At 65.6% G+C, this 22,599-nt stretch carries 14 protein-coding genes and 1 riboswitch; of the genes, 7 read left to right on the forward strand and 7 right to left on the reverse strand.

Annotation, left to right across the window (positions count from 1 at the left end; all coding sequences use genetic code 11):
- Positions 1-68: 68 nt before the first annotated feature.
- Positions 69-644, forward strand: coding sequence for a DUF3592 domain-containing protein (locus WM2015_RS04175; protein ID WP_049724866.1), 576 nt, complete (start codon positions 69-71; stop codon positions 642-644).
- The gene (locus tag WM2015_RS04180; RefSeq protein ID WP_049724867.1) at positions 641-3,316 is read left to right on the forward strand and encodes a choice-of-anchor Q domain-containing protein; all 2,676 of its coding nucleotides are present in this window, start codon (positions 641-643) and stop codon (positions 3,314-3,316) included. Before WM2015_RS04175 ends, WM2015_RS04180 begins: the two co-directional genes overlap by 4 nt.
- A 274-nt stretch (positions 3,317-3,590) precedes the next feature.
- On the opposite strand, the gene WM2015_RS04185 is transcribed toward WM2015_RS04180, so the two are convergent.
- The 5 genes from WM2015_RS04185 to WM2015_RS04205 all read right to left on the reverse strand — a co-directional run bounded on the left by WM2015_RS04185 (position 3,591) and on the right by WM2015_RS04205 (position 11,263).
- Positions 3,591-4,364, reverse strand: a complete 774-nt coding sequence (locus WM2015_RS04185) for a hypothetical protein (protein ID WP_156200844.1) — start codon at positions 4,362-4,364, stop codon at positions 3,591-3,593.
- Positions 4,351-4,689 carry a hypothetical protein gene (locus WM2015_RS04190; RefSeq protein WP_049724869.1) on the reverse strand — a complete coding sequence of 113 codons (339 nt, stop codon included), beginning with the start codon at positions 4,687-4,689 and terminating at the stop codon, positions 4,351-4,353. Before WM2015_RS04190 ends, WM2015_RS04185 begins: the two co-directional genes overlap by 14 nt.
- Complete coding sequence (locus WM2015_RS04195; RefSeq protein WP_049724870.1) at positions 4,686-7,046, reverse strand: Kelch repeat-containing protein; 2,361 nt, start codon at positions 7,044-7,046, stop codon at positions 4,686-4,688. Before WM2015_RS04195 ends, WM2015_RS04190 begins: the two co-directional genes overlap by 4 nt.
- 145 nt (positions 7,047-7,191) lie before the next feature.
- The gene (locus tag WM2015_RS04200) at positions 7,192-10,419 is read right to left on the reverse strand and encodes a DUF11 domain-containing protein (RefSeq protein ID WP_049724871.1); all 3,228 of its coding nucleotides are present in this window, start codon (positions 10,417-10,419) and stop codon (positions 7,192-7,194) included.
- 226 nt (positions 10,420-10,645) lie between these two features.
- On the reverse strand, positions 10,646-11,263 hold the full coding sequence (locus WM2015_RS04205; RefSeq protein WP_049724872.1) for a DUF6498-containing protein: 618 nt from the start codon (positions 11,261-11,263) through the stop codon (positions 10,646-10,648).
- A gap of 95 nt (positions 11,264-11,358) precedes the next feature.
- Positions 11,359-11,488: riboswitch (TPP riboswitch) on the forward strand.
- 81 nt (positions 11,489-11,569) lie between these two features.
- On the opposite strand from WM2015_RS04205, the gene WM2015_RS04210 reads away from it, so the two are divergent.
- The 5 genes from WM2015_RS04210 to WM2015_RS04230 all read left to right on the forward strand — a co-directional run bounded on the left by WM2015_RS04210 (position 11,570) and on the right by WM2015_RS04230 (position 18,111).
- Positions 11,570-13,696: a TonB-dependent receptor gene (locus WM2015_RS04210; RefSeq protein WP_049724873.1), complete on the forward strand. Its 2,127-nt coding sequence runs from the start codon at positions 11,570-11,572 to the stop codon at positions 13,694-13,696.
- 18 nt (positions 13,697-13,714) lie between these two features.
- A complete protein-coding gene (gene pnuC, locus WM2015_RS04215) occupies positions 13,715-14,335 on the forward strand; it encodes a nicotinamide riboside transporter PnuC (RefSeq protein ID WP_049724874.1) in 621 nt (206 codons plus the stop codon).
- Positions 14,332-15,078 carry a choline/ethanolamine kinase family protein gene (locus WM2015_RS04220; protein ID WP_049724875.1) on the forward strand — a complete coding sequence of 249 codons (747 nt, stop codon included), beginning with the start codon at positions 14,332-14,334 and terminating at the stop codon, positions 15,076-15,078. The genes pnuC and WM2015_RS04220 overlap by 4 nt, the downstream gene beginning before the upstream one ends.
- A gap of 91 nt (positions 15,079-15,169) precedes the next feature.
- Positions 15,170-15,751, forward strand: coding sequence for an ECF-type sigma factor (locus WM2015_RS04225; RefSeq protein ID WP_049724876.1), 582 nt, complete (start codon positions 15,170-15,172; stop codon positions 15,749-15,751).
- Positions 15,748-18,111, forward strand: coding sequence for a serine/threonine-protein kinase (locus WM2015_RS04230; RefSeq protein ID WP_049724877.1), 2,364 nt, complete (start codon positions 15,748-15,750; stop codon positions 18,109-18,111). Before WM2015_RS04225 ends, WM2015_RS04230 begins: the two co-directional genes overlap by 4 nt.
- A 59-nt stretch (positions 18,112-18,170) precedes the next feature.
- On the opposite strand, the gene WM2015_RS04235 is transcribed toward WM2015_RS04230, so the two are convergent.
- Positions 18,171-21,272 carry an efflux RND transporter permease subunit gene (locus WM2015_RS04235; protein WP_049724878.1) on the reverse strand — a complete coding sequence of 1,034 codons (3,102 nt, stop codon included), beginning with the start codon at positions 21,270-21,272 and terminating at the stop codon, positions 18,171-18,173.
- Positions 21,269-22,372, reverse strand: coding sequence for an efflux RND transporter periplasmic adaptor subunit (locus tag WM2015_RS04240; protein ID WP_049724879.1), 1,104 nt, complete (start codon positions 22,370-22,372; stop codon positions 21,269-21,271). Before WM2015_RS04240 ends, WM2015_RS04235 begins: the two co-directional genes overlap by 4 nt.
- Between the last annotated feature and the right edge of the window lie 227 nt (positions 22,373-22,599).

Raw genomic sequence — 22,599 nt, forward strand, 5'->3', positions numbered from 1 at the left:
TGACCGTAGCATCCTGATCGTCGATGCGCCCCCCGGCCATCAGCTTGCCATCATTCGAGAGCCTTGTCATGCCGAATCCGCTTCGAACCATCGACGCCGCAGAGCACCCTTCGAGGGTGGGCTTGCGGGGGTGGGTCGAGCGCGGCTGCGCCATTTCCGTATGCGCGATCGGCCTCTGGCTCTCCCTCGAAGCCTGGCTTCCCGTCTACCTGGATCACTCCACCGCCTATGCCGAGCCCGTCCGGGCCCAGGTCGTCGAATCCCGCTTCCAGGGCCGCAGCGATTCGGATTGGCGCCTTGGCCCGGGCCAGCCCGTCTTTGCCTACCGATACGTCCACAGGGGAAGGATCTTTCATGCCTCGGGCTATCGGCCCGGCGGCGGGCTCGTTGAAGCGGTTCGTCGCTTCCCGCCCGGCACGATGGTCACCGCCTACCTCGACCCGGCGAGGCCGCAGGCCGCGATGTTGTTTCCCGGCGTTCACGGCGATCAGATCGCGCGCGGTCTGGTCGGTCTCTGCCTGCTCCTGTCCGGGATGCTGTTCGTGCAGCGGCTCTGGCCGGGTCCCGATCCGAGCGCTTCGTCCCCTCCTTCCTCCGCCGCGCCTCGCTGGCGCTCGGTGTTGACCAAGGAACCTCGATCATGATCCAGCACCGACTTCTGATCTGCCTGTTCTCCCTGAACCTGTTGATGCCGACGATCACCCGGGCCGCGATCATCGACATCGGGCCGAACGGCTGCTCCCTGGCCGACGCCATCCGCAGTGCCAACCTGGACTCGGCCATTGGCCAGTGCAGCGCAGGCGCCGGCACCGATCAGATCGTGGCGCCGGACGGCTGGGAGATCACCCTGTCGAGCGAGTTGCCGACGATCGAGTCCGACCTGACCCTGCGCACCCAGACGGCGGCCGGCCATCTGCGGATTTCAGGCGACTTTTCCGTGCCGATCCTGAAGATTCATGGCAGCGGCACCGCCGTCAACATCCATCGCGTGGAGTTCTTCGGCGGCAAGCGTGACGGCGTCGGCAATCCGGGCGGCGCGGCACTCAGCATCCGCGACGCCACGGTCAGCATCGTCGACAGCGAGTTCCGGGCCAATACGGCCAGCCTGTCCGATGGCGGGGCGATCAATATCCGGGACGGCGTGCTGCTGATGACCCGCACCGTGATCAGTAACAACTGGACGCGACGCACGGGCCTGACGCCGAAGCGCGGCGGGGGCATCTATGCCGAAGACAGCGTGCTGGATCTGGAAGAGGTCTTCTTCGATCAGAACTTCTCCCTGCTGTTCAACCCGGAAGAGGCGGGCACGACGCTCTCGGACGGCCTGTTCATGAACGGGGGCAGCCTCGTGCTCCGAAAGAGCGAGGTCTACGAGAGCTACTACGGCATTCGGGCGATCAACGCAGCCGATGTGCTGATCGAGAACACGACCTTCGAGGATGCGGAATCGGGCTATGTCGATATTCCGAAGCTCGAGTACGAGGGGCCCGGCGTGCTCGTCCTCAATCACGTGACGATGAGCGCGGAAATGCGCGTGGTCAACGCCATCCTCGAGGCCAGCAATTCGATCTTCGCCCAGTGCGTGACCACGGGCACGACCTGGACCGTCGACACGGCCAACAAGTACTTCAATTTCGACTGCAACGGCCCCCGGGACTGGCCCGGCGTGATTGCGCTGGCGGACAACGGCGGCTTCACGCGCACCCGCGCATCGACGCTGAACTCGAGCGTCGTCGACGCCGGTGATCCAGCCTACTGCCTGGCCGAGGATCAACGCGGCGAGCCCCGCGGCGCCCAGTGCGATATCGGTGCCTATGAATTGACCTCCTTCGCGGATGTCGGGGTCAGCCTGGTCATCGAGCCAGCCGGGCCCTGGGTGGACGGCCAGGCCGTGCGGGCCATGGTCGAAGTGTCCAATGCCGGTCCGGGGAACGCCAATGCAGTGTCCCTGAGCGCGGCCACTCAGCAGTTCTTCGTGCAGGGCGTCGATGCCTCCTTCTGCAGCTCGCTGCCCTGCCTGATCAATCAGATTCCGGCGGGCGAAACGGTACGCGTGCCGATCGATGCCGTGCTGGGCAGCTTTCAGTCGGCCGGCTTCGACGTCGATGTGGCGGCCTCGCGCACGGGGGCGTCCTATTACCAGGACCCGGACGAATCCGATCCGGGAGGCAACAACCGGGCTTCGGCCAGCGGTGCCATCGATCCCGGTGCGGATCTGTCTCTGCAGCTCGATCTGCTGACGCCGCCCCCTTACTTTGTCGGCCAGACGGTGGTCTATCGGGCAGTCATCGCCAATGGTGGCGGCCAGGCCGCCTCACCCGTGGAGCTGGAACTGTTTCCAGCCGGTGGCACTATCGAGGCCTTCGCCGGCTGCAGCTCGGTCAACGGCCCGCTCTGCACACTTGGCCAACTGAACGACGGCCAGACGGCCCAGATCGACCTGGACTTCAAGGTCAATGCCGCGGCCTTCGTGCTCGATGGTGAGGTGAGCGCGCCCCAGCTCGACATCGCGCCCGCCGACAACCTGGACGATCAGGGCAATCAGGGCGCGGTCAGCGAAGCCGATGTGTCCGTGGAGCTCGAGCTGGCCCAGAGCGCTCCGTATTATTCGGATCAGTTTCTGGTGTTCACGGCTCGCATCCGGACCGGCAACGCGCCGGCATCGAATGTCCGCTTCTGGTCGGAGATGCCGGGTGCGGTCGGAGGTTTCTTCGATGCGCCGTTCTGCACCGGGGGCTCGCCCTGCGTCATACCGAGCATGGCGGCCAACGAAGAATTGGTGGCCACCATCGCCGTGTTCGCTCCCGTTGCGCCCGATGATGGCAGTGTTCCGAGCTGGGCGCATCGGATCTACGCCGAGCCGGGCCAGGTGGATTCGAACCCTGCCAACAACGAGGCCATCATCCAGCAGAACTACCAGGCCGCCACCAATCTGGTCGTCGATGTGGAGCTGCTCAGCCAGCCGCCCTTTGCCGCCGGGGACGTGGTCGATTACGAAATCGAGCTGATCAACGGCGGCGTCAATCGGGCCCGTGATGTGGTGTTGACGGTGGACGCCGACAACCTGGAGCTCGAATTCCTGTCCGGTAACCAGTGCCAGGCGGTCGATTGCGAACTCGCGACCATGGACTTTGCGCAACGGGAGCGAATTCTCCTTCAGTACCGCGTCGTCGATCCCGGCGACTTCAACCTCGGGGCGAGCATCACGGGCGCCGATTACGACCCCGCCCTCTCGAACAACAGCGACCCGCTCAACGGCGCCACAGCCGTCGCGCCCTTGACCGATAGCCTGTTCTCGGATCGGTTCCGGCCATGAGCCTGGCGAGCTCGACACATGAAGCCGATTGCTCGGAATCCACGGCGCCGTCGTCAGGTTCGGTCGCTTGGAAATCAGCGATATCAAGGGCTCTGGCCCGGGCCTCTTGCGAGTGGATGATCAATCCGAGCTGCAGATGCCGGCCGACGAGATCATTCAGGATGCCTGTTGCGCTCGGCCTGGCTCCTGAGGGGATGCTCGGTTGAATGAGGCGTCCCGGCTGCCGACCGTCCGGCGTCGAGGCAGTCCCCGAAGGAGTGGTTGAACCGCCTCTTCAGAGTCTTGAAAGTCCCCAGGCCAGCGCCAGCACCAGGCTCAGGCCCGTGAGGGTCATGATCGCCAGACCGCCGAGTACGGCGGACAGCACAAGGGCGCCGGCCAACAGGGGCTGTTTTCGGCTCAGGCGCTCGAGGCGCGTCGGTGCACTCTGCACCGTCGGATCGGGCAGGCCTTCAGCGCCTTCGGCGATCCGGGCGGCTCGCCGCAGCACCGATTCGATCCAGGTCGCATCCATGTCGCTGACTTGAAGCAGGCCGCTGCCGTAGTGCAGGCGCTCGGGCTGAAAGTAGACGCTGCCGCGCAGCTGCTCACTGCTGCGCTCGGTCAGCAGACTGGCGACATTGAGCATGCTGGCCCAATCCTCGATCAGGGTCAGCCCCCAGGTCTCATCGGCCGCAACCACATCGAAGCCCTCCAGCACGCTCGGTAGATCCTCGATCACGCTCTGCTTCTTCAGGCGGTAGAGCCAGCGCAGGAGCCGCCAGCGCGTCACGCTTTCCTTGACGAAGTACAGTCGGGTCATGACCCGGCATTCCATCTCGATGCGAAGACGCCAGCCCAGGTGGGCACGCCGGCGGGTTCTGCCCTGGTAGCGCGTACGGGTCTGGCGGCTGATGGTCAGGGAGGTTCTGCGGCCCTCGAAAGCGCCCTCCCAGATCAGGCTTGCAAAGCGCGTGTGCTTCTGAAATCCCAGTTCGCGCAGGCGCTCGAACAAGTCGTCCGATGCGCGCCAGGGCTTTTCAACAGGGCTGGACTCAGAACGGGTCATCGCGCTCCGGCGCATCGGGCTGGGTTCCTTCATGACCTTTCTGCACCTGATGTTCGCGTTCGAGGCGCAGCGCCTCGAGTTCGCGATGGGTGCGGCGGACCTGTTCGTCCAGGCCGAGATCGAGTTTGGGCAGTGGCCGTTCGACGCGAATCGACGAGGCGTCGAACGCTGCCGGCTCGGTCGAGGGTGCCTGCCGTGGCTGGACGATGAAGCGATCGATGCCCAGGATGCTCAGGCCCAAAGCGATCACGACCGCGCAGACCTTGAGAATCAGCTTCTGTGCCGGACTGAAACTGTCGACCAGATGTTGCCAGAATTCGCTCATTGGTCCGCTCCCTCGAAGCGATCGGAGAAGATCGCGTCTTCCACCTGTGTGTCGAAGGTGAAGATCGAGAATCCGGCAACAGGCAATCCAGTGAGCCAGTTGTAGGCGCCGCCAACGAGCAGCGTGTTCTGGTGCCGCCTGACAGCGATGGCGCCGCCGAGGTCCAGGGCCAGGGCGGGGAAGACCGGCTCGCCGAGACGCTGGATCTGACCGCTGTCATCCAGGATCGAGATGCCGAGGCTCAGGCCAGCCTGGGTCTCGATGCGTCCGGCGATCACCAGCCCGGCCGGATCGTCGAGGAGACCGCTGGCAAAGCCATCGTCGAGGTCTGCTGGATCGAGCCAGCTTCCGTCGCTGAAGCTTGACAGGACGCGCGAAAAATCGCCGCTGTCCGGGCTGAAGGCACCGCCGCCGACGACCAGGCGGTTGGGGTTCGCGACGAGCGAATAGACATCCCCGCCTGGACCCCCGGCTGGACTGCTGAAGCCCGTGCCGTCCCAGAGGGCCACCCCTTCGGCAGCCACCCCGCCGGCGGTGTTGAACCAGCCGCCGAGGTAGAGGCCCTCGCCACTGCTCGCCAGGCTGTAGACCGCATCATCGACGCCATTGCCGAGGAAGTTTTCCAGCGCGCTCCAGACGCTGCCATCGAAGGCGGCGATTCGATTGACGGTCTGTCCGCCGAAGAGGGTCAGGAAATTGCCGCCCACCAGCAGCTCGCCCTCGTGAATGGTCAGGGCGTTGACCGTGCTCGAGGGGGGTGTGTTGATGGGATTCCAGGCGCTGCCGGTCCACCGAATCAGGTTGCTGGCGGTCTGCAGGCCCAGCTCGGCGACATCGTCGAAGTCGCCGCCGACATGGAGTTCGCCCTGGTAGACGGCCAGGGCGTTCACTTCCCGGCCGACGACCGTCGAGGATTCCACGCCGATGAAGCCATTATCCTCCAGCGCATGCCACTGCTGGCCGTCGAAGCGGGCGATGCGGTTGACGCGGGTCGGGCCGGCGTAGCTGAAGGTGCCGCCGACGTAGATGTCGTTCTGGAACACCGCCACCGCCTGCACCCGGCCGTCCAGGCCGAGGCCATCATCGGGGCCGAGGGGGAGGGTGGTGGCGTCGAGGAAACGCGCGATGCCCATGGCCTTGATCCCGTCCGCGGTGGAGAAGGTCCCGCCGACCAGAACGCTGTTGCCGACCTTGGCCAGGCTGAAGACCGAGCCATCGTTCAGGCCGCCGGAGCCATTGTTGCCGACCACGCCACCGCCCGTGAGTGCACCGACCGGATGCCAGCCGCTGCCATCCCAGCGTGCCAGGTTGTTGACCTCGATGGCATCGATCTCGCCGAAGCTGCCGCCGGCATACAGATCGCTGCCGTCGACGAGCAGGGCCGAGACGCGATCACTGGTGGGAAACTGCGTGTCCTCGGCGCCGAAGGCCTGCCAGGCCGTGCCGTCCCAGCGCACGAGGTTGCTTCGCTCCACGCCGGCGATGTCGCGGTCGAAGCGCCCGCCGACGACCAGGTCCGAACCCAGGCTGGCCAGGGCGCTGACCGAATGTGTGGAGCTCGTGCCGACGCCGTTGTCGGGGCCCGTTCCGATCGACGCCCAGGCGCTGCCCGTCCAAAGGGCCACGCGGTTGGCCTCGATCGTGCCGGCCTGGGTGAAGCCTCCGCCGAGCACGATCTGGTTGCCCAGCGCCAGCAGGTCGTTGACGCCCCCGTCGACGCCGTTCTCGGCGCCACTGCCGACGCTGGACCACTGCTCGTTTTCCCAGTAGGCGATGTTGTTGGCCGTGATGGCGCCGGCCGTGTCGAAGCTCCCGGCGACGTACAGGCGGCTGCCGATCAGGACCATGTCCAGAATAAACACACTGAAGATCGTGGTGGTGGTCACGCCATTGTCCTGCTCGGTCCCCAGCCGGGACCAGCCATTGCCATCGAGTCGGGCGATGCGATTGGCGCTGAGGCTGCCGGCCTGGGTGAAGCTGCCCGCCACATAGAGCGAGTTGCCGTCGAAGACCAGGGCGCGAACCGTCCCATTGACGCCAGCCACGCCCTGGTCGATGACCGCGGAGTAGCTCTGACTGGTGGGGTCGAAGACGGCCAGGTTGTTGACCACCACGCCGTTGCAGCTGGCGAACTGGCCGCCAAGAAACAGCCGCCCATCCGGCGCCAGTGCCGTCGCCAGGATGCTGCCATCGCAGCCCGGTGAAAGGAAGAAGCGGTCGTCCCATTGGCCCGCGATCGTCGCGGATGCCAGTGCCGGAAGAAGTGTCAGGACGAGAAGCAGTGGGAGCAGAGCGCGCCAGCCTCCGATCGATGCGTGGTTGTCGGGGCAGCGCTGGGTTCGGGCCTGGAAGTGCATGGTCTCGGGCTGTGGAATGGGCTCGTCTTCCTATACGGCAGGGCCGATCCGAATCCTTCACCGCCAGTCACGCCAGAAGCCTTTCCAAAAAAAACGCCGCCGGACGAGCCGGCGGCGTTGGATCGATCCGACCCGAGGGGCGGAATCAGTTCTCGAAGCGATCGTTGAAGATCGAGTCGACCGGGAGTTCGACGGTGAAGTCGACGGTCAGGACTTCGGCGTCGACCGTGACGGTGACCGTATCGCCGGTCGCGAAACCCGGGGCCGTGTAGTCGGCATCGAGGAGTGCCGCGCTGGTCGCACCGACGGCCGGCGTGACCGAGCCCTCGTTGGCCGCGAGAATGACCGGGGTCGCCGGCAGCGTGCAGCTGGTGACCTCATTGCCGTCGGAGTTGCTGCGCAGGTCCAGGTTCAGACCGGTGGTCGAGTTGATCAGCACCGTGCCGGCATCGGCCGTCAGTCCGGCCACCAGCCAACGATCGGTGGTCAGACCGGTGTCATAGGCATCGCAGTCGCCGGCATTGGGGCCGGCATTGCAACCCCACCAGTTGTCGTCGGCCAGCGAGATGCGGCCGGCCTGGGTGATGTTGCTCAGCCCCAGATCGTTGCCATGGATGCGGTTGCAGCTCAGGTCCGCGGCACCGTTGGAGTCGATGAGGATGCCGGTGAGGTTATCGACGGCCGTATTCGAAACGAACTCGATCGGATCCCGGGTCGAGAAGTCCGCACCGTAGGTATCGAAGCTCAGCCAGCCGTAACCGACGTTGGCACCTTCCGCGTAATTGCCCTCGTAGCGCGTTGTTGACGAGGCGGACGAGTGCGAGGTGATGCGGAAGGCCTCCTGGTCGTTCAATGACGGATCGTTGGCTGGATCCAGATTGATGAAACGGTTGTTGCGTACCGTGATATTGCTGGTATGCGCGTTGCCGTTCTCCCAGATGCCGATGATGCCGGCCGGGATCTCGGCCTGGGCCAGCAGGATCCGGATCTCGTTGTCTTCGATGACCAGACCTTCATAGGCGCCGCCGGAGGTGTTGGACTGCATGGCCACCTGGGCCGCGCGCAGACTGGCCGTCGACGCGGAGTCTCCCGGGATCTCGATCACGTTGCGGGCGATCAGGATATTGTCGCCGAAGGAGTAGTGAATGCCGATGTTCTGGAACGCCTCTCCGCCCTGCGAGTTGCCGGCGACATCGCGCGGCATGGCGATGAAGTTGTCGATGATGGTCAGATTGTCGTAGACGTTGACGCCGCCGCCGTTGTAGTAGATGCCGATGGCGACATCGAAGTCCTCGATGACCAGATTGGAGATTTCCAGCCCCGGGTTGGTGCCGTAGACCAGCAGGAAGCCTTCGAGATCGACGCCGGCCAGGTCGCCCGGTCCCTTGATCGTTGCATCGCCCGGTGCAGTGGCGGTGATGGTCAGATCAGCCAGGCCGTCGGGCACGTAGATCGTCCAGTCATCGACGGTGCCGTCGATGCCGTCCGAGCCGAGCGCCCAGCTGGCAAAGGCATTGCTTTCGTTCCAGTCGAAAACGCCGTTCAACACGATCTGGTCGCCGGGGCCTGCGATCTGGACGACGTCGTTGATGCGGGTGTAGTCGTTGTCGGTCGGGCTCGGGATGTCGCCGGTCAGGGCGACTGACTCGATCACCCCCAGCAATCTCACGCTGGCGGCGTTGTTGTTCGCATCGCCGTCGTTGTCGGCGGCCACGCTCGCGCTGTTGACGATCGTGCCACTGGAGGCCACGACCGTGTCGATCGTGCAGATCGTGCTGGCGCCGCTGGGCAGGTCGGCCAGGGCGAAGTCGACGCTCTGCCCGGCCACGTTGGCGACGCTGCCATCGTCGCAGCTGCCGGCCACGAAGCTCAGATTGTCCGGCAGCACGTTGAGGATCGAGACGTTCGCTGCCTTGGCCAGGTCCGTGTTGCTGGCGACGAGCTGATAGGTGATCGCGTCGCCGGTGAACTGGGTGCCTGTGGCCGTGGTGCTCATGCTCAGCTCGACGTCGGACACGGTGCCGCCGCTTGCACTGCCGACCAGGATGTCGATATCGCTGCGGGCGACTTCGACACCGTCGGCGTTGTAGGCCGCCAGGTAGATGCGGTAGCTGCCGTCGACGGTCGGATCGAAACCGGCGATCGGACCGCTGGCGAAGAACTCGTAGCGCCAGGAGTTCTGGGCCACGTTGTTGTTGGCGATCAGGTTCTGATAGGTGGCGCCGGCGTTCGGGTCCCCGAGGCAGTTGGCGGACGTGCCGCCCCCGTTGGGCGTTCCGTTGTTACCCATGGCGTGATCCCAGCACGGGACCTCGGCCGTCGGGGTGATCGGATCGAAGACCAGGAAGTCCGTGCCCAGGCTCGGATCCGCGTCCAGGCCCAACTCGTAGGTATAGGCATCGACGTTCGGTCCCGCGCCGCCCTGATAGTTGGTGTTGACCGACCACTCGAAGCCCCATTCCGCGCGCAGCGGGCTGCCGCCCGGAACCAGGCGCGGGGCAAAGGAGTAGGTGCCGTCACCGTTGCTGTTGAAGGTGTTCTCGGGCACGCCCGAGGCGTTGTAACGGAGCTTGCCGCGCAGGCCGAGCTCGATGTCGTTGCGACGATCCGTGGTGAACTCACCATTGGCGTTGCCGCTGCCGAAGATGGCCTCGGGGGTGACGTTCTGATCGAAGGCCAGCGGCGGATCGACCACGATGACCTCGATCTCGCTGCGCGCGACCACGCCACTGCCGTTGGATGCCTGGAGGTAGATCGTGTACCGGCCGGGCAGGCGCGGATCGTAGTCGGCAAGTTCGTCGATCAGGAAGAAGCCGTACTGCCAGGAGTTCTGGGCGACGTTGTTGTCCGTCAGCAGTCCGGCGTAGCTTTGCCCGGGGTTCGGATCGGTGATGCAGTTGACGGCGGTGCCGCCACCATTGCCGGTTCCGTTGTTGCCGATGGCATGATCCCAGCATGGCGCTTCGGCGCTGGGTGTGATCGGATCGAAGACGAGGAAGTTCGTGCCCGGGCCGGGATCGGCGTCCAGGCCGAGCTCGTAGCTCAGGTCATCGAGGTTCAGTAGCGAACTTCCGTCGAAGTCCGTGTTGACCGCCCATTCGAAGCTCCATTCGCCGCGCTGACCGTCGGGAAAATTCGGGCGGCTGCGCGTGTAGAAGGTATAGCTGCCGTCGCCGTTGCTGTTGAAGACGTTCTGCGGCACGCCGTTCTCGTCGTAGCGGAGCTTGGCTCGCAGGCCGATTTCGACGCCGTTGAATCGGTCCGTGGTGAACGCACCGTTATTGTTTCCGGCGCCGAAGATGATCGTCGGTGTGACGTCCTGATCGTATTCCACGGTCGCGATTGCGTGCGTGGCCAGCAGACCAGCGGCCATGGCAAGCAGAGATCCCCTTCGGGAGCTTGATCGATTGAACATGTATTGAATCCCCATTGTTTTTTGGTGGTTTCTAACGAAGACTTGCGCTTCTAACCTGAGAGACCGGAGGCTGCCATTCCTCCAAGCCTTCTAAACCATACCTCATTCATCGCTGCCGAGTGTGAAATCCGCGCGAATGGGCAGGGCGCTTCGCGGGCTGTCGGGCGATTCCGCGGCTCTCTCTTCAGTGTGTGCTCGTTGAAACTGCCAGTAGTCGATGCTCGAGCACGTGCATGGCGAGGTCCGCAAGAATCTTCAGCAACATGAAGAAGACGACCGTGCCCGGGCCGCCGAGGAGGACGCCGAGGATCAGGGTCAGATGCATGGGCAGGATTCGCAGGTAGGGGATGGCGAACAGACGACCGACGCTCGGGCGACTGGCCAGGTCGGCCTCAAGGTGGGCGCGGTAGGAGGCGCGGTGACTGAGCCAGAAGGACACCGCAAGGCCGGCGTAGAGAATCCAGTCCAGCGGGTGGTAGACCCCGGCATACAGTTGCATGACCTCGCCCGAGTTGGTGTTGGTGACCGGGACCATCCCGGCGGCATCGGCGCTGGTCGTCAGGGCGATGAGAAAGACCAGGTAGCCGAAGTGGAAGCCGCCGTAGTGGAGCAGGAAGAACAGGAGATGGCGGGCATCGCCATCCGCGCTACGACGGATTCGCGCCATGGAATAGAGGCCGATGATCACGCTCTGCGCCCAGAAGGGCCAGAGCAGCTGAACCATGCCCCAGCCCTGGATCAGGGCAGCGATCAGCGTGGCGACATTGCTGGCCACGATGGCCTGTAGGGGCGTCAGCTTCATCCCGGCAATCCTGCATTGCTCGAACAACCTGGGTCAAGCCGGCATGGCCGGGTCAATGCCGAGCAGCAGGTCAACGGTCCGGGCGTTACAATAGCGGCGATTCCTCGGGGTGGCGCTTGCGCCTGAGACAGCCCGAGCCTGGCCGAGCACGACGGCCGGGTTCCTGCTGGACCCGTTGAACCTGATCCGGTTAATGCCGGCGTAGGGAAGGAACGGAGAACCACCGGTCTGGCTCGAAGGTGGTTTTCGATGATCCCGCGTGCATTCCGGGTCTCCCTTTTGAATCGATTGAAGGAGACCTTTCCGATGAAACTGAAGTTGCTTCTGGCCTGTCTGGCCTGTTCCCCATCCAGCGTCGTCCTCGCGCAGACGCCGGCCTCCGATGAATCCCCGCTGGATCTGGGCGATCCGATCGTCGTCACGGCGGAGTTTCGCGGCACCGAACTGCTCGATCTCAGCGGCAGCGCGACCGTGATCGATGCCGAGACCATCGAGCAGCGCGAGGCGGCCCACATCGAGCAGATTCTCAATCTGGCTCCGAACGTGAATTTCTCCAGCGGCGCTTCGCGCGGCCGTTTCTTTCAGATCCGCGGCATCGGCGCGCGCAGCCAGTTCGTCGAGCCCTCCAATGCCTCGGTCGGGCTGGTCGTCGACGGCATCGATCTGACCGGCCTGGGCGGTGCCGCCACGACCCTGGACATCGCCCAGGTCGAGATCCTGCGCGGGCCGCAGGGCACCCTGTTCGGCGCGAACGCCCTGGCCGGCATGATCAACATGGTCTCCGCCAGCCCCACGGAGGTCTTCTCGGGCGAGATGCGCCTGCGCCTGGCCGAGCGCGATACCCGCGAGTTCGAGGGCGCGATCTCGGGCCCCCTGGGCGAGTCGCTCGGCTATCGCATGGCCTATTCCAATGTCCGAAGCAATGGGTATCAGGACAACGCCTTTCTCGGCATCGACGACAATGGCGCGATCGACGAACAGACGCTTCGCGGTCGGCTTCGCTGGCAGGCCAGCGACTCGCTCTCCATCGACTTCGGCGCCCTGCTGCTCGACGTCGATAATCGCTACGACGGCTTCTCCCTCGACAACACGCGAACCACCCTGTCCGACGAACTCGGCCATGATCGGCAGGAAACGGTGGCCGGTTCGGCGCGATTGATCTGGCAGGCGCGGCCAGCGCTGAGCGTCGAGGCCCTGCTCAGCCATGCCGATGCCGATCTCGAGTACGGCTATGACGAAGACTGGAGCTTCGACGGCTTCTGCGACGTCTTCGATTGCGTCTTCGATGCGTATTCTTCCTTCGATAACTACCTTCGTGACAATCGCAACACCACCGTGGATCTGCGCATGCTTTCCGGCGAGCCGGGCGCGCAGAGCTGGGTGCTGGGTGCCTACTATCGTGATCAGTCGCAATCCCTCCGGCGCATCTATACCTATCTGGAGAACGACTTCCTGAGTGATTTCGATACGGAGAACCGCGCGCTCTATGGTCAGTACGATCTGCCGCTGAGCGAATCGCTGCTGCTCAAGGCGGGCCTGCGCTACGAGCAGCGCGATGCCGACTACACCGACAGCGATGGAGCGGCCTTCGATCCCGACGAAGACTTCTGGGGCGGGCGCCTGGCGCTCGAGTACCGGAGCGAGGACGGTCATCTGTTCTACGCGCTGGCCTCGCGGGGATACAAGGCCGGCGGCGTGAACAGTGACTCCACCGTGCCCGACGCGCAGCGCGAATACGCGACCGAAACCCTGTGGAACTACGAGCTGGGGATCAAGACCCGTCTCCGGGACGGACGGCTCGATCTGAGAACGGCGCTGTTCTTCCAGGACCGCGATGACATCCAGACCCAGCAGTCCCTGGTCCTGCCCATCGATGGCGAGCTCTGCCCCTGCCGCTTCATCGAGTACATCAGCAATGCCACGGCCGGTCAGAGTTATGGGCTGGAGACCGAGTTCAACTGGTGGATCAGTCCTTCGGTTCAGGCCTACGGCAGCCTCGGTCTGCTGGATTCCCGCTTCGACGATTTCCAGAGTTTCTCGCACGTCGAGGCCGATCCCGAAACGGGCCAGGCCTTCGATCTGGATGGCCGCGACCTGCCGCATGCGCCCAATTACATGTTCAGTCTGGGCGCCGTTTTCCGCTGGGCCGATCACTGGTACCTGCGGGCCGAGGTCGAGGGCAAGGATGCGTTCTACTTTTCCAGCCGACACGAGGAGCGCTCGAATGCCTACGAGCTGTTCAATCTGCGCCTGGGTTATCAGCTGGGCCTCTGGGAGGTGGCCTTGTGGGCCCGCAACCTGGGTGACGAGACCGTTCGCGTTCGCGGCTTCGGCAGCTTCGGCAACGATCCGCGCAAGGGCTATGCCGTCGAGCCCTACTATCAGTTCGGCGAGCCGCGCACGGTCGGTTTGAGTGCCAGCTATGCGTTCTGATTGCGGTCAGCTGCGCTCATGAACTGGCTCGAGAGCCTGGCCCGAGCCTGGGCCGAGCAGTCCGGCTGGGAGATGCTGGCCGTGGTCCTGGCCCTGGCCTATCTGATTCTGGCCGTGCGCCAGAACGCCTGGTGCTGGGCCGCGGCCCTGGCCAGCACGGCGATCTACACCGTGCTGTTCTGGCAGGTCCAGCTCCCGATGCAGTCCGCGCTGAATGTCTACTACATGGGCATGGCAGTGTACGGCTGGTGGCACTGGCGTCACGGCGGGTCGGCGGATCGGGCGTTGCCCGTTACCCGCTGGCCCTGGCGTCATCATCTGATCGCCGTCGCGCTGATCGCCGTGAGTACGCTCATCTCGGGCTTTCTGCTGAGTCGCCACGCCGACGCGGCCTGGCCGTATCTGGATTCCCTGGTCACCTGGGGCGCCGTCGTGACCACCTTCATGGTGGCTCGAAAGCTGCTGGAGAACTGGGCCTACTGGATGGTGCTCAATGCCCTGGCCATCGTGCTCTTCGTCGAGCGAGCCATGGTGCTGACCGCAGCCCTCTACGTCGCCTACCTGGTGCTCTCCGTGGTCGGCTGGGCCAGCTGGCTTCGGGCCTGGCGAGCGCAGAACGAGACGGTGAGCTCGCAATGAAAGCCCCCGATCCTCGACTGTCGAAGGCCCTGGCCAGCTGGCGCGATTGGGGTTTGCCGCTGACGGCGCCACCCGTCGTGAGGACGATGATTCCCGGGGGGCTGACCAACCGGAACTTCCGATTGCGCGCACCGGGGCTGGGGGAGGACCTGGTGCTCAGGCTGGGGCATCCCGAGCCGGAGCGCTTGGGCATCGACCGGGGCCTCGAGTTCGAGGTCATGAACGTGACCGACGCTGCCGGACTGAGCCGACCGGTCTGGCACTGGGATGGGGACGCCGGTGTGGCGGTGTTCCCCTGGATCGACGCTCGAAGCTGGGCGGATGCGGATTTCTCCGACCCCGTTCAGCGTCAGCGCCTGTGGCCCCTGATCGAGGCCATGGGCGAGCTTCGTCTGGCCGGACCCCGTCGACGCTATCTCGACTATCTGGATCGCTACTGGGCGCAGATCGTCTCGCATGGCCTGGCCGATGATCGCCTGAGCGAGGATTGGCAGAGCTTCCGCCCCCGCCTGGCGGAATTCGATCGTGCCGACTGGCAGGCCAGCCTGGTCCACCATGACCTGATCCCGTCCAACGTGCTCGATACCGGTGAGCGCCTGATCCTGATCGACTGGGAATACGCCGCCATGGGGCATCCTGCGATCGATCGCTGGACGCTCGATCGAAGCTGGGTCCAGGACGACTGGATCGACGAGATGATGCGCTGGATCAACCGTTTGTGGAGCCTTCTGGTCGAGCTCTGATCCCGACGGACGTCGCGCCGACTTGCCTGAGCCGTGGATCGTGGACATACTTCCTCAGACAGTCGTTAGCCGCCCTCGGTCATCCAAGCCCATGAACGAGCCCCCCATTACCCAGCTACTGGCCGACGCCGCGCGGGGCGATCAGGCGGCCGATACGCGGCTGGTGGCCGCGGTGGTGCAGCGCCTCGAGCAGATCGCACGGCGCGAGATGGCGGGGATGAACCAGGGGCGCGTCGATGGTCTGACGATGGAACCGAGGATGCTGGCGCATGACGCGCTGCTCAAGATTCTCGAGCGGCCGCTGGAATTCGAGAATCGCCGACATTTCTTCGCCTATGCCACCCAGGTCATGGCGCGCGCCATGATCGACTACCAGCGCCGGCGTCAGGCGCAGAAGCGAGGTGGTGACCAGTTGCGCGTGACCTTGAACGAGGTCTCCGACGAGATCGACGTCGACCTGTCCCACGTACCGAAGGTGCTCAAGGAGCTCGAAGCGCTGGATGCGCGCAAGGCCGAACTGGTCGGTCTGCGTGTGTTCTGGGGCGCGAGCATGCGGGAGGCCGCCGAACTCCTCGAGATTTCCGAATCCACGGCGGAGCGCGACTGGCGCTTCGCCCGTCGCTGGCTGGCCGCGCGCTTGGCCGAAGGTGACGATCGGGCCCCGCAGGAATGAGTGACGCGAAGGCCTTCCGCCGGCTGGAGACCTTGTTCCACGAAGTCGAGGCCCTCGGGCCAGAGGCGCGGAAGCAGCGCTTGAGCGAGCTGGCGCAGACGGATCCGGAGCTCCATGCTCAGCTGACGACGCTGCTCGGCGGGACGCAGGCCGGCGGCGCGCAGCTGCTCGATGATCTGGCCGAGTCCTCGGGAGCGCTGCTGGCCGAACCGGCGGCGATGCCGGAACGGATCGGGCCTTACCGCTTGCGCGGCGAGCTGGGACGGGGCGGCATGGGCGTGGTCTACGAGGCAGAGCAGACCGAGCCGATGCAGCGCAGGGTGGCGCTGAAGCTCGCCCGTACGGGCTTTCTGTCGGAGGCGGGACGGGCGCGCTTTCTCGCCGAGCGTCAGGCCCTGGCGGTGCTCGACCACCCGAACATCGCCAAGGTGTTCGATGCCGGCAGTACGGCTTCCGGACAGCTGTGGTTCGCGATGGAGCTGGTGCGCGGGCAGCCGATCACGCAGTGGGTCGCGGATCGTGGGCTGAGCCTCGAACAGCGCATCGAACTGTTCCTGCCCGTCTGCGAAGCCATCCAGCACGCGCATCAGAAGGGTCTGATCCATCGCGACATCAAGCCTTCGAACCTGCTGGTGGTCGACCAGGATGGCCGGGGCCAGGTCCGGGTGATCGACTTCGGCATCGCCAAAGCCCTGGAGTCTGCCGACCATGCCTCGAGCGGCGCCACCCGCGTGGGCGAGGCGGTCGGGACGCCGGAGTACATGAGCCCGGAGCAGGCCAGCCTGGGCGAGGTCGACATCGATACCCGTTCCGATGTCTACGCCCTGGGCCTGGTGCTCTATGAATTGCTGACCGGGCGCCTGCCCATTGATCCCGATACGGTCGATGATGCGTCCTTCGGGGAATTGTGCCGTCGCGTGCGCGAGGATCCGGTGCCGCCACCGAGCCGGGTTGCGCTGGCCGGACCGTCTGCCATCGAACGCAGCGCCTTGCGCGGCGATCTCGATCGGGTGGTGCTCAAGGCGCTGGCTCAGGATCGCGAACGGCGCTATCCCTCCGCCTCGGCGCTGGCCGACGATCTGCGTCGGGTGCTGGCCTGTCAGCCCGTGATGGCCGCGCCGCCCACGCTGGCCTATCGAGTCGGCAGGTTCCTGCGCCGCCATCGCCTGCCCGTGTCGCTGGCTGCCCTGGCCGGACTGGCTCTGATCAGCCTGACCGCCTTGACCTATTGGCAGGCCGGCATCGCTGCCTCGGAGCGCGACCGCGCGCGCATCGAAGCGCAGCGATCGGAAGCCGTGGTGCGCTTTCTGCAGGACATGCTGGCCTCCGTGGATCCGGCCCAGGCGCAGGGGCGCGATCCGACCGTTCGCGAACTGCTCGACCGGACGCGATCGTCCTTGCCCGAGGCCGGATTGGATCTGCAGGCGAGGGCGGCGGTGGAGGAAACGCTCGCGACGACCTACGTCAGCCTCGGCGAGCCCGAAAGCGGTCTGCCCCTGGCGCAGGCGGCCAGCGCTCGCCTGCGGGAAGCGCTCGGACCCGAGCATCCGCTGACCCTGTCGGCCCAGCACGCCGAAGCCCGCTTCTATCTCTATCTGGGCCACTACGATCAGGCCGCCGACTTGCTTGAAACGACCCTGGTCGGCCGGGAGCGCGTGCTCGGCGTGCACATGGACACGGCGAGCACGATGCACAATCTGGCCTACGCCTATGCCGAGCAGGGCGACATCGAGCGGGCCCTGGCGCTGGACTATCGCCAGCTCGAACTGGTGGAGCAGCTCAGTGGCCCGGGGAGCGAAGAGGCCCTGGTCACCATGAGCAGCGTGGCGCATGGTCTGACCATGCTCGAGCGCTTCGAGGAGGCCGTCGAGATGTTCGAGCGCATTCTCGAAGGTTATCGTCAGCATCTCGGTGCCCGACACCCCAACACGCTCAGCGTGCTGCACAACCTGGCCTACCTGACGCGCGCGATGGGCGACAGCGAAGCGGCCGAGCAGCGTTATCGCGAGGTGATCGCGCTGCGTCGTGAGGTGCTCGGCTCGGAACACCTGCAGACGCTCAACAGCATCGCCAACCTCGGCGCCCTGCTGATCGAGCAGAATCGCCCGGAGGATGCCCGGCCACTGATCGAAGAGTCCTTGCGGACGCGGCGCTCGATCCTCGAGGAGGGGCATCCCGATGTGCTGGCCTCCAGGCTGGATGCCCTGCGTCTGCGCTGGCTCGACGGTCGGAGCGAGGGGTTGGCAGAGGAGCTGCGGGCGCTCGACGAGCAGATTTCGGCCGTTATGGGCAATGACTCTGATCTGGCACGCCTGTCGGCCTCGTTTGCGGAGCAGCTCTCCGCCAGGCAGGCCCGTTGACACCGATCGGTGCCCGGCCGCGACGAGCCGTGCACCGCTCGAAGCGCGCCCGAATCGACTCAGGCCGACTCGATCAGATCACCGGCCTGCTCCAGCTCCCGACTGAGGCGATCGGCTTCGTGGGCGCGGGGCTTGCTGATCGGCGCCAGCAGAGCGTAGACCACCGGAGTCAGGAACAGGGTAAAGACCGCAGCCAGACTCAGACCACCGAACACGACCCAGCCGATGGAGGCGCGGGCTTCGGCACCGGCGCCGGCACTGAGGATCAGCGGCAGGCCGCCGAGGACCGTCGAAAGCAGGGTCATCACGATCGGACGGACGCGGATTCGAGCGCTGTCCACGATGGCGTTGCGGACGCTGGCCCCCTGATCACGTAGCTGGTCGGCGAATTCCACCAGCAGGATCGAGTTCTTGGCCATCAGGCCGATCAGCAGCACCAGGCCGATCTGCGAGTAGATGTTGATCGACACGCCGGTCAGGAACAGGGCCAGGATGGCGGCGGCCACGCCGAAGGGCACGATCAGGGTCACGACCAGGGCGCTGGTCAGGCTTTCGAATTGTGCGGCCAGCACCAGGAACACGATCAGCAGGGCGAGGAAATAGGTCCAGCCGACGTCGCGCGAGGTCTTTTCCAGCTCGGCTGCCTCACCGATCATGATCAGGGTCGCATCGCCCGGCAATATTTCCTCGGCCAGGGCCCGAACGTCATCGACGGCGGTCTGCAGAGCGATCCCCGGCGCGATATTGGCGTCGATGTCGATGGAACGGCGCTGCTCGCGGCGGTCGAGTTCGGCGGCCACGCTGTCTTCGCTCAGGGAGATCAGGCTGGACAGGGGGACCAGCCCGCCGCGTTCCGTCGGCACGTAGAGATTGACCAGGTCGGTGGGGTCGTCGATGCTGCCGGCGGTCGAGCTCAGGCGGATCGGGATCGATTCGTCGTCCACGCTCAGGCTGATGATCTCGTCCCCGTCGACCATGGCGCGAAGCGTCCCGGCCAGGCCCTCCAGCGGCACGCCGAGGTCGGCGGCGCGGCGGCGATCGATGACCACCGACAGTTCGGGCTGGGTGGGCTGGTAGCCGACGCGCACGCCCGACAGGTAGGGAATCTCGTCCTCGATGCGCTGAGCCAGGGTCTGGCTGATTTCGAACAGCCGCGGGTAGTCATTGCCCAGCAGCGCCATCTCCAGGCCGTCACCGGCATCGCGCAGGCTCAGGCTGTTGGGATTGGAGATGCTCACCCGAACGCCGGGCAGGCGCTGGAGTTCGGGCAGCACGGAGGCCGCGATCTCCTGCTGTGAGCGCTCGCGCTCGTCCCAGTGGACCAGGGGGATGGTGATCTGGTTGCGGTTCGGGTCGTAGCGGCCGATCAGCGAATACAGGTAGTCGCCTTCGCCACCGTCGACGACCGGCTGCAGGATGGCCTCCATGCGGTTCGCCTGGCGTTCGGAATAGGCCAGGCCGACGCCGTCGGGACCGCTGGCGTTGACGATCAGCACGCCCCGGTCCTCGGTCGGGATCAGCTCCTGGTTGAGGTCCCGATACAGGCCGGCCGCGCTGGCGGCCAGCAGCACGGCCAGCAGCACCGTCGCCCAGGGGCGGTCGAGCAGGCGCTCGAGAAGGCGTCCGTAGGCATCGGCCAGGCGTCGACCCAGGGCTTCAAGGGCGCGCCGGGCCGGGCTGCTGCGGTCTTCGGCCGGCAGCCTCGAGGTCAGTGTCGGCACCAGGGACAAGGCCACGAAGGAGGAGATCGCCACGGCCACGGCCAGCACGACGCCGAACTCGCGGAACAGGCGTCCGGCGGTGCTGGGCAGAAAGGCGATCGGTACGAACACGGCCACCAGGGTGATGGAGGTGGCGATGACGGCGAAGAACACCTGCCTCGAGCCGAGCACGGCGGCGGCGCGCGCCGGCAGGCCCTGGGCGCGGCGGCGCTGGATGTTCTCGAGCACGACGATGGCATCGTCGACCACCAGGCCCGTGGCCAGCACGATCGCCAGCAGGGTCAGCAGGTTGATCGAAAAACCCAGCAGCCAGATGACCGCCACCGTGCCCACCAGGGCCACGGGGATGGTCACGCAGGGCACCAGGGTCGCGCGCAGCGAGCCGGTGAACAACCACAGGGTGGCGATGACGATGGCGATCGCCAGCGCCAAGGTGATCAGGACCTCGCGAACGGATTCGCGGATGAAGGTCGCATCGTCGCTGGTCACCACCAGCTCGAGATCGGCGAAGCGCTGGTTCAGGCGTTCGACCACGGCTCGGACTTCGTCGGAGATCTGGATGGTGTTGGACGAGGCCTGACGAACCACGCCGAAACCGACCACGGGCTGCCCGTCCAGGCGCACCAGGGAATTCGCGTCGGCGGGTCCGAAGTAGACCTGGGCGACGTCGGCGATGCGGGTCGTGCCGCGGATGACCGTATCGAGGACCGCTTCCGGGCTCAGGGTCGAGGCATCGGCTCGAACCAGCAGTTGTTGATCATCGGACTTGAAGCTGCCGACGGGAACGTCGAAGCGGGCCTCGCGTAGTCGGTTGGCGACGTCGGCCACGGACAGGCCGAAGCGGGCCAGTCGGGGCGGGTCGATGACCACGTGCAGCTCGCGCTGACGGTCGCCGAAGATCGGCACGTCGGCGACGCCGTCGATGGCGTTGATCTCCGGAATGATGTCGGTCCCGATGATCCGGGTCAGCGCCTCGCTGCGGTGGGTGTCGCTGAGGACCGCGATGCTGATGACCGGGTCGGCATCCTGTTCGGCCTTGACCACGCGGATCTCTTCGATCTCGTCGGGCAGTTCCCGCCGGGCTCGATTGACCGCCTCGCGCACGTCGGAGGCGGCGATGTCCAGGTCCGCATCGGGAGAGAATTCGACCCGGATCCGGGCGCTGCTTTCCTCGCTCGAGGCCCGGATCGACTGCACGCCCGAGACTCTGGCCACCGCGCCTTCGAGGATGCGCGTGACCTCGTTGTCCATGGTCTCGGGTGACGCGCCGGGCAGCTGGGCGCTGACGCCGACGATCGGTCGATCGACGTCCGGCAGCTCGCGCACTTCGATGCCGCGCAGGGCGGCGAGGCCGGCCAGGGCGATCAGCAGATTCATCACCATGACCATTACCGGGCGCCGAATGCCCAGGGCGGGAAGGCCGCTCTTCAGATCGCTCACCGCAGTGCGTCCAGATACGCCTGGACGCCGTCACGGCCGTCCAGGAATTCGTCGTCGATGACCTCGACTAGGCGACCTTCGGCCATCTTCTGCACGCCTTCCAGCACCACGGCCTGGCCGACGTCGATGTCGCCGTCGAGGAGGACCTGCCCGTCCTTGCGCTGGACCAGGGTGACGAGGACACGGCGAGCGCGGGATTGCTCGTCGACGGTCCAGACGTAGGCGCCGTTCGCGCCCCACTGCAGGGCCAGCTCCGGCACCTGCACGTAGCTTTCGCCGACCAGATCGAGCCGCACCTGAAAGCCCATGCCGGGCCGCCAGCGATCCGCCTCATTGTTCAGGCGGGCGCGGATGACGAAGGTACGGCTGCTGGGGTCGATGCGCGAATCCACTTCGGCCACCCGGCCGATGACTTCGCGGCTCAGCGCGCTCCATGGGCTCAGCTCCACCTCGGTGCCGGGCGAGAGTTGACCCAGGAAAGCCTCGGGCACTTCGAAGCGAACCATCAACTCGCTTCGGTCGTCCAGGGTGGCGATGACGGTCGATTCGCTGACCCGGTCCCCGGGGTCGATCTCCGTGATGCCGATCCGACCGGTGAAGGGCGCGACGAGCCGACGGTCGTCCAGCGCGATCCTGGCCCGGTCGCGGGCGATGCGTGCCTCGGCCACGGCCGTCCGCGCCGCGTCCATCTGGGTGGGAGTGAACGCGGCTTCGCTGCCGCCGCGCGTGTAGCGATCCAGCAGGCGTTCGGCATCGGCCAGGCGGGTTTCAGCGAGCTCCAGCGCCAGACGCTCATCCCGGGCATCGAGTTCGATCAGCACCTGGCCCTGTTCGACCTCGTCACCGGCGGAGAAATGGACCGCCACGACCTCACCGGCCGAGGGCGGGTACAGGGTGATCGAGCGCAGGGCCTCGGCCGAGCCGACCGCGTCGAGGCGGACCACCTCGATCGCCGGTCGTGCTTCGAAGACCGTGATGGTCGACGCGTTCTCCGCCCGGTCGCGAGACTGTGTCGAAGTGGATCCACCCTCGGGCCAGAACGACCAGACGGCAAGCGCCAGGGCGGCCACAACGAGGGCGGGGATTGCGAATCTGTTCATGTCACACCGCTGCACGAAATGAGGGCGCGAAACTACCAGAACTGCATGAATTTAGAGTGATTTTCCGTCGACATCGGCGAGCCGCGCATTTGCAGGCCCGTGCTGCCTCTGTTAGGGTGAATGGGCTTATGGTCGATGCTCGGTAGTTGACAGCCTCAGCGCTTGGAGCGTCGATCCTTTCAATCGAGGGTGCAGATGACCGGTCAGGGAAAGGCCGGTAAACGACC

The organism is Wenzhouxiangella marina, assembly GCF_001187785.1.
Classification (GTDB): Bacteria; Pseudomonadota; Gammaproteobacteria; order Xanthomonadales; family Wenzhouxiangellaceae; genus Wenzhouxiangella; species Wenzhouxiangella marina.

Bases quoted from the DNA above. Each gene is read 5' to 3' on its own strand.
- WM2015_RS04175 (WP_049724866.1), top strand. From the start codon at position 69: ATGCCGAATCCGCTTCGAACCATCGACGCCGCAGAGCACCCTTCGAGG.
- WM2015_RS04180 (WP_049724867.1), top strand. From the start codon at position 641: ATGATCCAGCACCGACTTCTGATCTGCCTGTTCTCCCTGAACCTGTTG.
- WM2015_RS04185 (WP_156200844.1), bottom strand. From the start codon at position 4,364: ATGACCCGTTCTGAGTCCAGCCCTGTTGAAAAGCCCTGGCGCGCATCG.
- WM2015_RS04190 (WP_049724869.1), bottom strand. From the start codon at position 4,689: ATGAGCGAATTCTGGCAACATCTGGTCGACAGTTTCAGTCCGGCACAG.
- WM2015_RS04195 (WP_049724870.1), bottom strand. From the start codon at position 7,046: ATGCACTTCCAGGCCCGAACCCAGCGCTGCCCCGACAACCACGCATCG.
- WM2015_RS04200 (WP_049724871.1), bottom strand. From the start codon at position 10,419: ATGGCCGCTGGTCTGCTGGCCACGCACGCAATCGCGACCGTGGAATAC.
- WM2015_RS04205 (WP_049724872.1), bottom strand. From the start codon at position 11,263: ATGAAGCTGACGCCCCTACAGGCCATCGTGGCCAGCAATGTCGCCACG.
- WM2015_RS04210 (WP_049724873.1), top strand. From the start codon at position 11,570: ATGAAACTGAAGTTGCTTCTGGCCTGTCTGGCCTGTTCCCCATCCAGC.
- pnuC (WP_049724874.1), top strand. From the start codon at position 13,715: ATGAACTGGCTCGAGAGCCTGGCCCGAGCCTGGGCCGAGCAGTCCGGC.
- WM2015_RS04220 (WP_049724875.1), top strand. From the start codon at position 14,332: ATGAAAGCCCCCGATCCTCGACTGTCGAAGGCCCTGGCCAGCTGGCGC.
- WM2015_RS04225 (WP_049724876.1), top strand. From the start codon at position 15,170: ATGAACGAGCCCCCCATTACCCAGCTACTGGCCGACGCCGCGCGGGGC.
- WM2015_RS04230 (WP_049724877.1), top strand. From the start codon at position 15,748: ATGAGTGACGCGAAGGCCTTCCGCCGGCTGGAGACCTTGTTCCACGAA.
- WM2015_RS04240 (WP_049724879.1), bottom strand. From the start codon at position 22,372: ATGAACAGATTCGCAATCCCCGCCCTCGTTGTGGCCGCCCTGGCGCTT.